Here is a 12,925-nt window from a genome sequence, read left to right on the forward strand (position 1 = left end):
CGGGTGAAAAGATGATTGAACTATTTGTCATAAAAGAAACGGAGTGGCTTGAGCTTGTCACAGAAAGCGTAACGCTGGAAGGACACAGATATCAGGCGCCCCGCTCCATCGAAGCGACGATTGTCGTAAAGCAGGGCAGCCAGACGTATTACGGCGTATCAGAAGGGGATACGGTTTTGTTCAAATGGAACGGAAAAGAGCTGTTCCGCGGCATTGTTTTTGCAAGAACGCCCGATGAGCATACCGTCGCCTTCACCGCATACGATATGCTCCAATACCTTGTGAAAAACCAGGACGTTTACGTGTTTTCCAACAAGCGCGCCGATCAAATATTAAAAAGGATCGCCAGCGATTTTCAAATTCCCGTCACATCCATTGCCAACACAGGCCATACCATTAAATCACTCGTTTTTAAAAATGATACAAGCCTTTACGATATGATGATAAAAGCGTTAAAGCAGACAAAAAGCCAGACGGGGCGCAATTATCAGCTCTATTCAGAAAAAGGCAGGCTCGGCTTGCGTGAATGGCCGGAGCCGTCTGACATATGGGTGCTGGAAACAGGAGTTAATATTACAGGGTATCAATACAGCACCTCAATTGATGACACCGCAACCCGTGTCGTCATGCGGCTGCAAAAAGACAATAAAACGATAAAGGCTTCTGCCTCAGACAGCGCCGGCATGAAAACATTCGGCGTTTTGCAGTATACCGAAACAGTTTCTGACGACATTAACGAAGCCCAGCTGAAACAGCGCGCAAAAGTGAAGCAGGCTGAGAAAAAAGGCATTAAGAAAGAGCTGAAAAATATACAGGCGATCGGTATTCCTGGGTTGGAAAGCGGATTGCCCGTCTATATTTCAATTCCGGAAATCGGGCTGAAGAAAACCTATTATGTAGATACGGACCGCCATGAATTCCAAGGAACAAAACATACCATGACGATTGACGTCACGGAGAAAAATTCACTTCCGGAGGGGACAGCCTGATGAGATTAAGTGATGCCATTAAACATTTAGCCGTCGGAGCGGTTGACGCTGAAGCGCCGGTGGAGCTGATGCCGGCCGAAGTGACCTCCGTTTCGCCGCTCGAGCTGAAACTGAAAGATCACGACAAACTTTTGATTCCGTCTGATGCACTCATTGTGCCGAAGCGGCTGAGAGCCGGGGGAGAGGATCAGCTCCAGGCGGGTGATCGGGTGATGACCGCCGCTTTAACAGGAGGACAGTCTTTCTTTGTACTGGACAAAATTTAACCGTCATCCGGACGGAGATATACGAGAATATCAGCCTATTAAAGCCGCTTCATCTGCCGAAGAGGGCTTTTTTACATGAACAAATCTAAAAGGAGCGGGTGCAATGGCCCTGACACCGGAAATCGAATTTGAAGATTTGGAGGATGCGAGTGAGGCCGTTGAGACTTCACAAACCTACCGAATTGATTTTGAAAACAACCGGATTACCAATGAACTGATTAACGGACTGGACGCAATCAGACAATTCGTCTATATCGCTCTTCACACAGAACGGTATTCATATTCGGTTTTCAGCCATGATATCGGAAACGAACTTCAGGAAGTGCTTTCAGATCAGAACACGACGGATGCTTATAAAAAAATGGAGATTCCAAGACTGATAGAAGAAGCCTTGCTGTATGATGACCGGATTTTGGCCGTTACCAATTTTGAGATTGAGAAAAAAGATGATGCCTTCACCGTCTCTTTTACCGTTGAAACTGATGAGGGCATGCTTGAGATAAAGGAGGTGCTGGGTGAGGATGTTTGAAGCTCAGACGTTTGACGACATTATGGACAGAATGCTGGCGCGCGTTACGGCGGACATTGATACGAGAGAAGGCAGCGTCATTTACAATGCGCTCGCGCCTGCGGCCGCTGAGCTCGCAAAGTCTTATATTTGGCTGGATACCGTGCTGGAGCTCGTGTTTTCCGATACGGCTCAGGGAGAATTTCTGGACAGGCGTGCTGCTGAAGCGGGAATTGAACGAACACCTGCCACAAAAGCGGTCAGAGCCGGAGAATTCACAGCGGGCATCACCATTCCGCCAGGCTCCCGTTTCTTCGTTGATAACCTGTATTTTCAATATACGGGGGATGGAACGCTTGAATGTGAAACAGCCGGTGAAGCGGGCAATGCCGGCATTTCAGGGCAAAACCTGCTGCCGCTTGATACGATACCCGGGCTTGAGAAAGCAGTCGTGCGCGATATATTGATTCCCGGCCGTGAGGAAGAAGACGACAACAGCTTAAGGGCGCGCTATTTTACCCGTGTCCGCCGGGAAGCAGTCAGCGCAAATAAACAGCATTATAAACAATGGGCCGAAGAGGTTGACGGCGTCGGCAGGGCGAAAATCTTCCCGCTTTGGAACGGAGACGGAACGGTGAAAGTTGTCATCACAAATGCGAATTTGGAACCGGCATCAGATATTCTGATCAAAAAAGTAAAGGATTATATTGATCCGGACGAAGGGCAGGGAGAAGGACAGGCGCCGATCGGAGCGGCAGTAACGGTGGAAAGCGCCGTATGGAAAGAAATCGAAATCTCCGCTTCCGTGCTGCCTGAGCTGAACAGCTCGATCGATGACGTAAAAGCGGAGATTGAAAAAGGCGTCCTGAATTTATTTAAGAAAATGGCCTTCGAAGAAAACACCGTCCGTTTATCACAAATTAACAACATCGTTTATAACTCGGCATCCGTCAGTGACTACGCCGATATCAAAATGAACGGTGCGGCGGAAAACCTCGTGCTCAGTGACGTGGAAATTCCTAAACTCAAAGAGGTGAGAATCCTTGAGCAGACTCGATGAGATGACGGCGTACCTCCCGCCGTTTTTAACCCGATTAAAAGAGATGGCACAACTGCTTGAGGCGGAAGCTCCTGAGTTTGAGCGGCAGAATAACGATATTTTCGATTTGACCGATCAGCTCTTTATCACGACGGCGACATGGGGGCTTGACCGCTGGGAAAAAATATTAAAAATACCGCGGGAATCAGGTGACACGGAGGATATGAGACGGCTCAGGCTGATTTCGAAGATGTCGAATATTCCGCCCATCACCCATCAAGCGATCGAGCAGGCGCTAAACCGTTTTTTAAAACATCCGTCAGCTTATGTTCGGATGTTCCCGGGGCAGTATCGTTTTTATGCCGATATCGGGCTTGATGACCTGCAGCACATGAACGAGCTGATTGAAACGCTTGAAAAAATCAAACCCGCTCATTTGGCGTATACACTGAGAGCCGCATTAAACGAAACACTGGAAATCAAAGACCGGGTCATTCTCAACAATCGGAGATACCGAAAAGTCAGTGAACTGAAGGTCGGTTATTCCGTCACACTCAACAATAACGAGGTGGTCTTACCATGATATCAGCCGCTTACAGACAGCGTGCCGCAGCCGATCTGAAAAACAGGATCACGAAAGTGCTGTTAAACGGCAAAGAAACTCCGATTGCGGACATTTCCGTAAAAGATGCCGCAGTCACCGTTCTCACACGCAGAGAAGAAGACGTCAAACACATTGAAACCGTGCAGATGCTTGACGAAACAGGAAGCGTCATTACAGAACGAAAAACAAATTTAGATCTCAGCAATAACAGAACGCTTGATTTAAGATTTACCTTTGAGGTGGTGTAACGATGGCTTACGAAGAAAAAACAGACTGGCTTCCGGACGATCCGATTAATGAAGATGATGTCAACCGCTGGGAAAAAGGCATAAAAGACGCCCACACGGATCTGGCGGCCCATAAAAACGACATGAACAACCCGCACAAAACGACAAAGGCGCAAATCGGCCTCGGAAACGTGGACAACGTCCAGCAGGCAGCAAAAAAAGATTTCGACCGGCACAATCAAGATCTGGACCGGCATGTGACGAAAGAAGAGCGCCAGAAGTGGGATAACGGGCAATTAACAAAGCTGACGGATGATTCAGGGAAATATTTAATAAGTATACAAGATGGCTTGGATTTTCATCAAATTGTAGACCAGCTTAATCAATCTTTTTTCTTTTACACAAATAACACGGGAGTTCATACTCCTCCGCTTTCCACCAGAGGCTTATATATCGGATTCAAGTCTTATGGTGAGGCTCTGGCAATGGATTATGAAGGAGGCACATGGAGAAAAACCCTTAAAGCTTCCGGCTGGACCGATTGGGTTCAGTTAGAAACTTCGGAAGGCGCCCAAAAAAAAGTCGATGCCCACACAAATCAGACTGATATCCATGTAACGAAAGCTGAGAAGGATACATGGAATGCAGGGCAGCTGTTTAAAATCACCGCTGATAACGGCACGCAAAAAATCAATTTAACTTCCGGCTCGTTTTATGACTCGTTAAAAGATGTTGGTTCTGTAACTTTTTACGGAACCAATGCAGTAACAGACAACCCGTCAAATACGAGTCTGCGCGGTATGCAGTTAGTGGGGCAGCCGGGAATAGGTAATGGTTATGCTGTAGACGTGAAGGGTAATGCATGGTGGTTTTATTATAACTCTAATCAAACAGCAATCAATTGGTATCCAATTGAATCCATAGCTGGAGCGCAGTCAAAGGTCGATGCACATGCGATAGATTCATCAATTCATATAAGCCCTATCGAAAGAGACAAATGGAACGGCGGCCAGTTGGCGAAGTTGACAAAGGATGATGGGAGACGGACACGATTAGAAAACGGATCAGACATACTGGCGCTGAGCTCGGGGTTTTATTGTGGAATGGGTGCTCAGCTTAAAAACAATCCGGTTGAAAATGATAATTCCTGGTTTAACTATGATGTGGTTGAGGGGGAGTCAGGGAGGAAGTCGATTTTAGCTTGGAGAAGTTACGATAACAATGTATGGATTGCAACTGTTCATACAGACGGTGTTTTTAAGGGGTGGAAACGTCTATTTACTGAAGAAGATTTTAATAAAATAACTTGGTATGATTTAACGCTAATTAATGGACATAAGGTTGGCGGAAGAAAACCTCAGTATGCAGTGTGGGGCAACCAAGTATTCACCCGTGGTGAAGTGGTTCCTCCAGACTTCGATAGTGTTTTTGCTGTACTCCCTGCTGAAGCTCATCCTTCAACACAGAAAGCAATGGCTGCCACTTTCTTTGGAACAACGGGGGTAACAAAATATTATGCCGAACCAACGGGTGAACTGAGATTTAGCGGAAAATTCGCTAAAATAGAGGAAAATATTACAGGGATTTCAATAGATAATAATTTCACTTTGTAATGAGGGATGAATATGCAAGTCTTTTTGTATGATGAGAATTTTTATTTTCAAAGGCCTGAAATCTTAGACAGTATATCAAGTACAATGCCGCAAAACTCAACAACCATAAAACCTCCGGACGGCTTATGGAGACCGCAGTTTGATGAAGTAAATAAAATTTGGAACGAATCTGCTGATCAAAAATATAAGGAAAATCAAAAAAACAAGTATCAGGATGTGGTGGAGCCGGATCCCATTGTGGAACAGTTGAAAGAAATCGGACAGCAACTGGCAGATGAAAAACTAGCGAGAAAACAAGCAGAACAAGCTCAAAATGCTTTAGGTGTACAATTGTCTGCCGAAGTGGTAGCAAGGGAGAAAACAGAGATGTTGAATAAAGCTTTAGGTGAAAAATTAGCGTCTTTAAAACTGGAACTCTTACACGTAAAAGGAGAATGAAAAAATGAAAAAACTTAACTTTTGGGTTTACGCCTTGTTTTATGAGTGGGCCTCAACAGAAATGGTAAAACAGGCTATGGGCTATGATGACTGCTCTGCCGAAGATCTGGCTGAAGGTGTGGCCGCGAAGTATGTCACACCTGAGGAATTTCAAGAAATAACGGGTGAAACATACGAAAACTATAAAAATGCTGTGTCATAAGCCAAACGGCTTTTTTTATTTGTCATTTTTAATAAATGAGAAAAGGAGGACGGCCGATGAAAAAGCATTCATTTGAATTTCCCGCCGATCAACTTGGCAGGCCCGGCGCCGTAAAAGCTTATCGCGGTAACAAAAACGATTATGTCACACCGGTTGCTGATTTGTCCGGAATGGCAGAGCTTCTTACCAATACGCCGCTAGAAGCGATTGAAGTTTACAGCCAATTCGGACAAGACCGTTTAGGAGCCGTCTTAATAAACAGAGCACAGGGGTGGGCTTATTCGGACCGCAGCGGAACTCTTTTTATCGAAGAGAGCGAGGATAACAATTCGTGGACAGCTTCACATTCTGTCGCAGTAAAAGGCGGAGTGCTGACCGCTTCGGGGTGGGTCTGCCTGACAAAAAGATATTACCGGTTCCGTTTTGAAAATGGAAATCAAAAACAGTCCGAATTTGTTTTATACCAATCTGTCGGTTCGGGCGGTGATATGGCGTTTTCATATACAGACGTGATTTTTCATGAAAATGCAGCAGAGGCGGGCGTGGGAAGCATCTTCTCAGCGGGCGCTTGGAAAAAACTTCTCGTCGAAATCACCGGCACGGCCGAGTCGGGCCATGTCGCGTTTTGGGGGAGATCCGTCTCGGGAAAAAATGTGCCGATCAGAGGAATCAGGTCTGATGACGGGACATCAGCCGCCGGTACGTCAGGCACAGAAGAAGTGTGGTCGTTTGATATTGCCGGCTTTAAGGAAATCGTCATGGAAATCAAGAGCATTTCCGGCGGGAGCCTTTCTGTCAAAGGCACGGCATTTTCTTAAGAATGAAGCTTCCGAAGGGAGGTGAGAACAATGTAAGAGGGGGGAGCGGAAGTGCTTCTGGATGAACAAGCGGTGCAAAAAGAATTCGCAGGCATCAAAGGTGAACAAAAGGTGCTTGAACAGCGGGTAGCCGCATTAGAGCGGGTATCAGACCGGCAGGATCAGCAAATCATGACGCTGAATGAAAAACTGAACAAAATTGACGAAAACACAACATGGATTAAGCGGACCATTACAGGAGCGATCGTGACAGCAATCTGCACGGGCGTCATTGGCGGAGCCATCGCCATCATGTACAATCTGCTGCAAAAGTAAGGGGGAAACCGATATGAAATTCGCGGACAAAGGCACGGTCGTCAGGACGGTGCTTCTTTTGCTTGCTTTATTGAATCAAACTTTGCTGATGTTCGGCAAATCGCCGCTGAATATTCAGGAGGACCAGGTCAGCCAGCTTGCAGATACGCTGTATGCCGCCGGGTCGGCCGTTTTTACAATCATAACGACTGCCGCCGCCTGGTTTAAAAACAATTATGTTACAGCAAAAGGGAAAAAACAGCAGGCTTTATTAAAAATAAACAATTTATCGAAATAGGAGAGATGAGAATATGGTAAAAATCACACAGGATTTTATCCCGGCAGGAAACAATAACCGCCCAGGCTATGCAATGACACCGATTTACATTACGGTGCACAATACAGCCAATACCGCAGTCGGAGCTAACGCCAAAAGTCACGCAAGCTATGTGAAAAATCCCGATACACCGACAAGCTGGCATTTCACAGTCGATGATACGGAAATTTATCAGCATCTTCCGCTGAACGAAAACGGCTGGCATGCCGGTGACGGAAACGGGGACGGCAACCGTAAATCCATCGGTATTGAAATTTGTGAAAACGCAGACGGCAACTTTTCACAGGCCGTGGCAAACGCCCAATGGCTCATCCGCACATTAATGACGTCGCACGGCATCCCGCTTGCGAATGTCGTTGCGCACAAGCATTGGTCAGGAAAGCTTTGTCCGAGAAGACTGCTGGATACATGGGATGAGTTTAAAGCGGGAATCGGTTCTGAGGAAAGACAGACGTATACCGTCCAAAAAGGAGATACGCTGTCGGCGATCGCGCGGAAATTCGGCGTCAGCGTGGCCGATCTGCAGAAATGGAATAACATCGCTGACCCGAACCTGATTAAAGTCGGACAAGTGCTGATCGTCAGCCCGCCGGTTGAAGCACTGTATTCTCTTCCGGACGAGGTGATCAAGCTGACAGAGCCGTACACGTCCGGTGAAAAGGTATACCAGGTGCAAAACGCGCTCGCAGCGCTTTATTTCTATCCTGAAAAAGGAGCTGTCAATAACGGCATTGACGGTATCTACGGTCCGAAAACGGCAGATGCCGTGGCCCGCTTCCAATCTGTAAACGGACTGACGTCTGACGGCGTCTACGGTCCCGCTGTAAAAGCGAAAATTCTGATGCAGCTTTAACAAAAAAGGCTGAGTCCCGTTCACATTGCGGGATTCAGCCTTTTTTCTTTTTTAACCGGTTCAATAGCCCGAGATTCCTCGCCCGCATCCTCAGCGAATAAGCGGAAAGCCCGAAGCGTCCGTAATCCACAAACTTTACACGCCTGACAATTTTCTTCACATCATCACCTGTCGCATCTCTTTGTTGGTTTTATTATATGAAAGATAAGGAAAAAAGGAATAAGGACAAGAGCCGTGTCTCCTGTCCTTAGTGTAATCAAGCTTTTTTTTGTTTATACTTGTCAATCAGCCGCTCGTTTTCTTTGAAAATTCTGGCGGTATGAGGGCTGACCTGGTAACTTGCGATACTTGTCATTGAACGTTTTTTAAACATTTTGAACGGTTTCGCTCTTTGTTCCGGCTGCCCGTTTTGAAATGCCTGCTCCATTTAACCGTCACCTTCCTCTTCTATTGGCAGCATTAAATCATAAATGCTCGTTAGCGATGTGAAAAGCAAATAATCGAATTCCGTCAACAGGTTTTCCGACGTGAGTTTGATCACGTAATGGCGGTTCTGGACTGTAAACGGAATAAGCACAAGCCTGCCTTTTTGATCATAGTAGACGTCTTTACGGTTAAGACGGGACTGAACGTCCGCCGCATCAGGCATATGCTCCGTCAAGCGGTCCTTATCCGATTGTGCGGAATAGTCGCACAAGGAAGCCGTGACATTCATTTTTTCTCCATAAGCGGCCAGCAGTCTGCTGATGCCTTCCGCATAAGCTTCTGTACTTCCATAATATACATGGATCGGTTCATTTTTCAACAGATATTGATAGGTTTTCAGTTTTTCAAGATAGGAGTGAAGCATTTCGTTATTTTCTTCTAAAATTTCCCGCGTATCCGTCTCTAATTCATTGCCGGCGAGCTTTTTGATATACGCGCTCAAAAAGATAAACGCATCAATAAGGGCAAAGCAGACGGCAACAATCAAATATTGTCTCCATGCGGCAAAGAGCGATTCGGGATCATATGTCCAATAGACCATGGCGCCTACTACAAATAGTAAATACCACGTTTTACGGATGGCAAACATTTTTTCTTTTACCTTTGCCTCATACCGCCAGGATGCGTACACATATAAAATGAGTGCGGCCGCCATCGTCCACACCATGATCTGAAAAAACAAAAGCATGAGCATCCCTCACAATTCGAAAAATGGTCTGCTATGTTCATTCTATGTCATGACATCATTTTCCTGTCACAAAAAAAACCGCTTCTGTAAAGAAGCGGATGTCATCAGAAAAAGAGATCTAAGATGAAAAAGGCGATGGCGCCGAGTGTACCTGCAATCGGCAGGGTGATGACCCATGTAATAAGCATCCGTTTAGCCGTTCCCCAGTTTACGCCTTTTACGCGGTGGGAAGCGCCCACACCGAGAATGGAAGACGAAATGACGTGCGTCGTGCTGACAGGGAGATGAATAAACGTGGCCCCGAAAATAATGGCTGCGCCGGTTAAGTCGGCAGATACGCCGTTTACCGGACGGATTTTCATAATTTTTCCGCCGACGGTTTTAATGATTTTCCAGCCGCCGATGGATGTGCCGAGACCCATTGCCAGGGCGCAAGAGAGCTGCACCCAAAAAGGAATGGCATCACTTTTATGTAAATTGGCCGTCATAAGCGCCATGGTAATGATACCCATCGCTTTTTGCGCGTCGTTTGTTCCGTGTGTATAGGATTGAATGGCAGCCGTCAAAATCTGCACTCTGCGGAAGCGTTTATTTGTTTTCGCCAGATTGCTGTCTTTAAAAATCAGCTTCACGATCGAATATACGATAAAGCCGAGAACAAAGGCGATAATCGGCGATAAAATAAGTGCTTCGATAATCTTAATGAACCCTTTATAATTAAGCGTCGCAAAACCTGACGCTGCAATGGCCGCTCCGGCGATCGCTCCGATAATCGCATGTGAAGAGCTGCTCGGAATGCCGAAATACCATGTGATCAAGTTCCAGGCGATTGCGGCGAGTAGAGCCGCCAGAATGACGACTGACCCGTTGTCTAATGTATAAGGATTCACAATGTCCTTCGTAATGGTTTTCGCCACACCGGTAAATGTCATCGCTCCGAGAAAGTTCATGATGGCGGCCATGACGATTGCGTGCCGCGGCTTCAGCGCTTTTGTCGAAACTGAGGTGGCGATTGCGTTTGCGGTATCGTGAAATCCGTTAATGAAGTCAAATACCAAAGCGCATATGACAATTAATATCGTTAAAAGTAATAGAGTATCCATTATAACCCCTCGTTACGCGTTTTTCATAATAATGGTTTCAAGGTTATTGGCAACGCTTTGGCAAGAGTCGGCAATTTCCTCAAGCGTTTCGTAAATCTCGCGGTACTGAATCACTTTAATCGGATCGGTTTCTGTGCCGAACAGATTTTTTAATGATTTACGGTGCAGGTTATCACAGCTGTGCTCGTATTCCTTAATTTTAATGGCGTGAGGGTGAATGTCCTTCAATCGGTTTTCTGCAAGCAGCTCAATCGTGATTAAAATTTCCTTCGCGCACTCTCTGATGTATCCGCTGAACTTATCGATATGCTCATCTGAAGAAGTGATCGAGAAAATCTCCATCATTGCTGAAAAATGTTCGATTCCGTCAAGCACGTCATCGAGGCTGTTTGTCAGCTCAAGGATGTCTTCACGTTCAATGGGAGTGATAAAAGCTTTGTTCAGCTCTTTAATCATGACATGAACATGATTATCTCCTTTTGTTTCAAACTCTTTTAACGTATCGGCAAATTCCTTTAAAGTCGTCTGGTTCGTCACTTTAAAGTTGACAAAGTATTCTGCGGTTTCGTCTATGTTTTTTGCGATTTCTGTTAAAAGGAGTGAGAACTTATCTTTTTTTCTTTTTATCATTAAAAACCCTCCATTGTTTGAATGAGACAATGCACACATCAAATTATTATATAGCCTTTTGTCGAAAAAAAACAGATAAAGTCGAAAAAAACGCCTCTTGATTTTTTCGTAAAAACGTGTCTCATCCTGTTTTTCTTATGTTACCCACTTCGCCAAAAAAACGTAACATACTTCGAATTCAGACATCTTGCTTAAAAAGTATAACAAAAGATGTGAATTTGCTGTCAACTTTTGCACGTGATTTTGCCAGAAAAAAAACGGCTCCCGTAAAAGGAACCGTTTTTGTCAGTTTTTTCTGCCGTTTTTCAGCCAAAAATAAAGCGGCAGCCCGGCGAGGCCGATCAAGAGGGACAGCGCGCAGCTCAGTGTATCTGTAATGATCGTGCTGATCAGCACAAACAGTGAACCCGCGATGGCCAAAACAGGAATGATCGGATACAAAGGCACGCTGTAGGCGCGCGGTTTTCCTCCGCTTTTTTTTCTGAGGATAAACACGGCGAAAAAAGCCATGACGTAAAAAATATAAATCATGAAAATAGAGATTTCAGACAGCTTATCGGGATTGCTGGCGATCATGAAAATAATGGCCAGCGCGATCTGAAATGACACGGCAATCCACGGGGTGCGGAATGTCGGATGCACCCGCGAAATCTGTCCGGCAAACGGCAGCTGTTTCCGTTCCGCCATCGCAAACGAGACACGCGGAAAAGCGAGAATCTTTCCGTTTAAACAGCCGAAGATGCTGACGATGATTCCGACGCTGATCAATTTTCCCCCGATGTCGCCAAACAGCATTCCGGCAGCTGTGCCGGTCGCATTTTCACCGAGTTTGACGATGTCGGTCGCAGGAAGAATGTGCAGCAGCGCAAAGTTAATGAAAAGATAAATGGCGGTGACGACCAAAAGTCCGCCCGTCATCGCTCTCGGGAGCAGCTTTTCCGGATTTTTCATTTCGCCGCCGAGTGCCGCAAGCAGAATCCATCCGTCATAAGCAAACAAGGTGGCCAGTATGGCAGCGCCGAAATTCATTTCCGACATGCTGCTTGTGACGGCTGTGAAAATATGCTGATCGCCTTTCCAAAGGCCGAACACGATCATGCAGATAATCGGAATCAATTTGCCGACAGTCGTAATTCCCTGTACGATGCCGCCATATTTCGTTCCGATAATGTTAATGATGCTTAAAAACAAAACGGCTGAAATCCCGATCAATTTAGACCAGCCGGAATCCCAGCTGAACAGATGGGCCATCAAGGAGCCGAAATACAAGCCGATTGCTCCGATAATGGCGGGGCCGTAAATGATAATTTGAACCCATCCGCACAAAAAGCCCCAAAATTCGCCGTACACTTCTTCGAGATATGTATAAAGTCCGCCCGTTTTCGGAATCTGAGTGCCGATTTCCGCAACGGTCAAGCCGCCGGCAAGCGTCAAAATGCCTCCTAACAGCCACGCGATAAGCGCGGTTTTCGCATCACCGGAGTAGGCAAGCACGGCGCCTGGTTTCATAAATACGCCGGAACCGATGATGGTGCCGATAACAAGTGAGAGGGCGATGGTAAGGCCGATCTCTTTTTTAAGTCCATTCTCTTCAATCTGCATATCCTTTCCCTCCAGATGTAAAATCGTTATGCTGAAAAAACTATTTTCCATATTGTAAACCCTAATTGCTGAAACACGAATAAAATAAATTTTCTGATTTTGGTGTTTTGCCTAAAAGATAAAGGTTTATGCTTTTGAGAAGGAAAAAATACTGTTTTAAAAGCGAACGTTAATGGTTTTTTTAATATCAAAAGTTCGTTATTTTGAGAACGGCAGTCTGCAGACCGT

The 12,925-nt window shown here is 45.8% G+C and carries 18 protein-coding genes and 1 pseudogene; 13 read left to right on the top strand and 6 right to left on the bottom strand.

The genetic code is table 11. The annotated features are described in order from the left end of the window. Positions 1-11: 11 nt before the first annotated feature. From ACWJJX_RS01985 to ACWJJX_RS02045, 13 genes and pseudogenes are all read left to right on the top strand, one after another. Positions 12-989, top strand: coding sequence for an XkdQ/YqbQ family protein (locus ACWJJX_RS01985; RefSeq protein ID WP_146276581.1), 978 nt, complete (start codon positions 12-14; stop codon positions 987-989). Beyond that, the gene (locus ACWJJX_RS01990; RefSeq protein WP_146276583.1) at positions 989-1,255 is read left to right on the top strand and encodes a DUF2577 family protein; all 267 of its coding nucleotides are present in this window, start codon (positions 989-991) and stop codon (positions 1,253-1,255) included. Before ACWJJX_RS01985 ends, ACWJJX_RS01990 begins: the two co-directional genes overlap by 1 nt. Positions 1,256-1,358: 103 nt before the next feature. Continuing rightward, on the top strand, positions 1,359-1,784 hold the full coding sequence (locus tag ACWJJX_RS01995; protein WP_454022685.1) for a DUF2634 domain-containing protein: 426 nt from the start codon (positions 1,359-1,361) through the stop codon (positions 1,782-1,784). Continuing rightward, positions 1,777-2,823, top strand: coding sequence for a baseplate J/gp47 family protein (locus ACWJJX_RS02000; protein WP_070081679.1), 1,047 nt, complete (start codon positions 1,777-1,779; stop codon positions 2,821-2,823). The genes ACWJJX_RS01995 and ACWJJX_RS02000 overlap by 8 nt, the downstream gene beginning before the upstream one ends. Beyond that, positions 2,807-3,385, top strand: a complete 579-nt coding sequence (locus ACWJJX_RS02005; protein WP_007407262.1) for a YmfQ family protein — start codon at positions 2,807-2,809, stop codon at positions 3,383-3,385. Before ACWJJX_RS02000 ends, ACWJJX_RS02005 begins: the two co-directional genes overlap by 17 nt. Beyond that, positions 3,382-3,654 (top strand): hypothetical protein, encoded by a 273-nt coding sequence (locus tag ACWJJX_RS02010; RefSeq protein WP_003154822.1) that lies wholly within the window; start codon positions 3,382-3,384, stop codon positions 3,652-3,654. Before ACWJJX_RS02005 ends, ACWJJX_RS02010 begins: the two co-directional genes overlap by 4 nt. Positions 3,655-3,656: 2 nt before the next feature. Continuing rightward, a pseudogene (locus ACWJJX_RS02015) lies at positions 3,657-3,920 on the top strand (hypothetical protein); the annotation flags it as partial. Positions 3,921-5,258: 1,338 nt separating this feature from the next. Beyond that, complete coding sequence (locus ACWJJX_RS02020) at positions 5,259-5,684, top strand: XkdW family protein (protein ID WP_454022686.1); 426 nt, start codon at positions 5,259-5,261, stop codon at positions 5,682-5,684. 4 nt (positions 5,685-5,688) lie between these two features. Beyond that, positions 5,689-5,886 carry an XkdX family protein gene (locus ACWJJX_RS02025; RefSeq protein WP_070081682.1) on the top strand — a complete coding sequence of 66 codons (198 nt, stop codon included), beginning with the start codon at positions 5,689-5,691 and terminating at the stop codon, positions 5,884-5,886. A 56-nt stretch (positions 5,887-5,942) separates the two neighbouring features. Beyond that, positions 5,943-6,704, top strand: coding sequence for a phage portal protein (locus ACWJJX_RS02030; protein ID WP_070081683.1), 762 nt, complete (start codon positions 5,943-5,945; stop codon positions 6,702-6,704). Between the two features lie 51 nt (positions 6,705-6,755). Then, positions 6,756-7,019 (top strand): hemolysin XhlA family protein, encoded by a 264-nt coding sequence (locus ACWJJX_RS02035; protein WP_003154815.1) that lies wholly within the window; start codon positions 6,756-6,758, stop codon positions 7,017-7,019. A gap of 13 nt (positions 7,020-7,032) precedes the next feature. Continuing rightward, entirely contained in the window at positions 7,033-7,296 is a 264-nt protein-coding gene (locus ACWJJX_RS02040) for a phage holin (RefSeq protein WP_003154813.1), read from the top strand. Positions 7,297-7,309: 13 nt separating this feature from the next. Beyond that, the gene (locus ACWJJX_RS02045; protein ID WP_024085195.1) at positions 7,310-8,188 is read left to right on the top strand and encodes an N-acetylmuramoyl-L-alanine amidase; all 879 of its coding nucleotides are present in this window, start codon (positions 7,310-7,312) and stop codon (positions 8,186-8,188) included. A gap of 34 nt (positions 8,189-8,222) precedes the next feature. Here ACWJJX_RS02045 and ACWJJX_RS02050 read toward each other — a convergent pair whose 3' ends face one another. The 6 genes from ACWJJX_RS02050 to ACWJJX_RS02075 all read right to left on the bottom strand — a co-directional run bounded on the left by ACWJJX_RS02050 (position 8,223) and on the right by ACWJJX_RS02075 (position 12,697). Beyond that, positions 8,223-8,348 carry a hypothetical protein gene (locus tag ACWJJX_RS02050; RefSeq protein WP_003154809.1) on the bottom strand — a complete coding sequence of 42 codons (126 nt, stop codon included), beginning with the start codon at positions 8,346-8,348 and terminating at the stop codon, positions 8,223-8,225. A 96-nt stretch (positions 8,349-8,444) separates the two neighbouring features. Continuing rightward, on the bottom strand, positions 8,445-8,615 hold the full coding sequence (locus ACWJJX_RS02055; RefSeq protein ID WP_003154807.1) for a type II toxin-antitoxin system SpoIISB family antitoxin: 171 nt from the start codon (positions 8,613-8,615) through the stop codon (positions 8,445-8,447). Further along, positions 8,616-9,362 (bottom strand): type II toxin-antitoxin system SpoIISA family toxin, encoded by a 747-nt coding sequence (locus tag ACWJJX_RS02060; protein WP_057079950.1) that lies wholly within the window; start codon positions 9,360-9,362, stop codon positions 8,616-8,618. Between the two features lie 104 nt (positions 9,363-9,466). After that, on the bottom strand, positions 9,467-10,465 hold the full coding sequence (locus ACWJJX_RS02065) for an inorganic phosphate transporter (RefSeq protein WP_003154805.1): 999 nt from the start codon (positions 10,463-10,465) through the stop codon (positions 9,467-9,469). A 12-nt stretch (positions 10,466-10,477) separates the two neighbouring features. Continuing rightward, positions 10,478-11,095, bottom strand: coding sequence for a DUF47 domain-containing protein (locus ACWJJX_RS02070; protein ID WP_003154804.1), 618 nt, complete (start codon positions 11,093-11,095; stop codon positions 10,478-10,480). Positions 11,096-11,380: 285 nt separating this feature from the next. Further along, positions 11,381-12,697 carry an APC family permease gene (locus ACWJJX_RS02075; RefSeq protein ID WP_165408947.1) on the bottom strand — a complete coding sequence of 439 codons (1,317 nt, stop codon included), beginning with the start codon at positions 12,695-12,697 and terminating at the stop codon, positions 11,381-11,383. Between the last annotated feature and the right edge of the window lie 228 nt (positions 12,698-12,925).

The sequence above is a fragment of the Bacillus sp. YH3-2-B2 genome, from assembly GCF_053663335.1.

Excerpts from the sequence above, each read along its gene's own strand:
- ACWJJX_RS02070 (WP_003154804.1), bottom strand. The coding sequence starts at position 11,095 with ATGATAAAAAGAAAAAAAGATAAGTTCTCACTCCTTTTAACAGAAATC.
- ACWJJX_RS02020 (WP_454022686.1), top strand. The coding sequence starts at position 5,259 with ATGCAAGTCTTTTTGTATGATGAGAATTTTTATTTTCAAAGGCCTGAA.
- ACWJJX_RS02030 (WP_070081683.1), top strand. The coding sequence starts at position 5,943 with ATGAAAAAGCATTCATTTGAATTTCCCGCCGATCAACTTGGCAGGCCC.
- ACWJJX_RS01995 (WP_454022685.1), top strand. The coding sequence starts at position 1,359 with ATGGCCCTGACACCGGAAATCGAATTTGAAGATTTGGAGGATGCGAGT.
- ACWJJX_RS02055 (WP_003154807.1), bottom strand. The coding sequence starts at position 8,615 with ATGGAGCAGGCATTTCAAAACGGGCAGCCGGAACAAAGAGCGAAACCG.
- ACWJJX_RS01985 (WP_146276581.1), top strand. The coding sequence starts at position 12 with ATGATTGAACTATTTGTCATAAAAGAAACGGAGTGGCTTGAGCTTGTC.
- ACWJJX_RS02075 (WP_165408947.1), bottom strand. The coding sequence starts at position 12,697 with ATGCAGATTGAAGAGAATGGACTTAAAAAAGAGATCGGCCTTACCATC.
- ACWJJX_RS02065 (WP_003154805.1), bottom strand. The coding sequence starts at position 10,465 with ATGGATACTCTATTACTTTTAACGATATTAATTGTCATATGCGCTTTG.
- ACWJJX_RS02045 (WP_024085195.1), top strand. The coding sequence starts at position 7,310 with ATGGTAAAAATCACACAGGATTTTATCCCGGCAGGAAACAATAACCGC.
- ACWJJX_RS02000 (WP_070081679.1), top strand. The coding sequence starts at position 1,777 with ATGTTTGAAGCTCAGACGTTTGACGACATTATGGACAGAATGCTGGCG.
- ACWJJX_RS01990 (WP_146276583.1), top strand. The coding sequence starts at position 989 with ATGAGATTAAGTGATGCCATTAAACATTTAGCCGTCGGAGCGGTTGAC.
- ACWJJX_RS02040 (WP_003154813.1), top strand. The coding sequence starts at position 7,033 with ATGAAATTCGCGGACAAAGGCACGGTCGTCAGGACGGTGCTTCTTTTG.
- ACWJJX_RS02010 (WP_003154822.1), top strand. The coding sequence starts at position 3,382 with ATGATATCAGCCGCTTACAGACAGCGTGCCGCAGCCGATCTGAAAAAC.
- ACWJJX_RS02060 (WP_057079950.1), bottom strand. The coding sequence starts at position 9,362 with ATGCTTTTGTTTTTTCAGATCATGGTGTGGACGATGGCGGCCGCACTC.
- ACWJJX_RS02025 (WP_070081682.1), top strand. The coding sequence starts at position 5,689 with ATGAAAAAACTTAACTTTTGGGTTTACGCCTTGTTTTATGAGTGGGCC.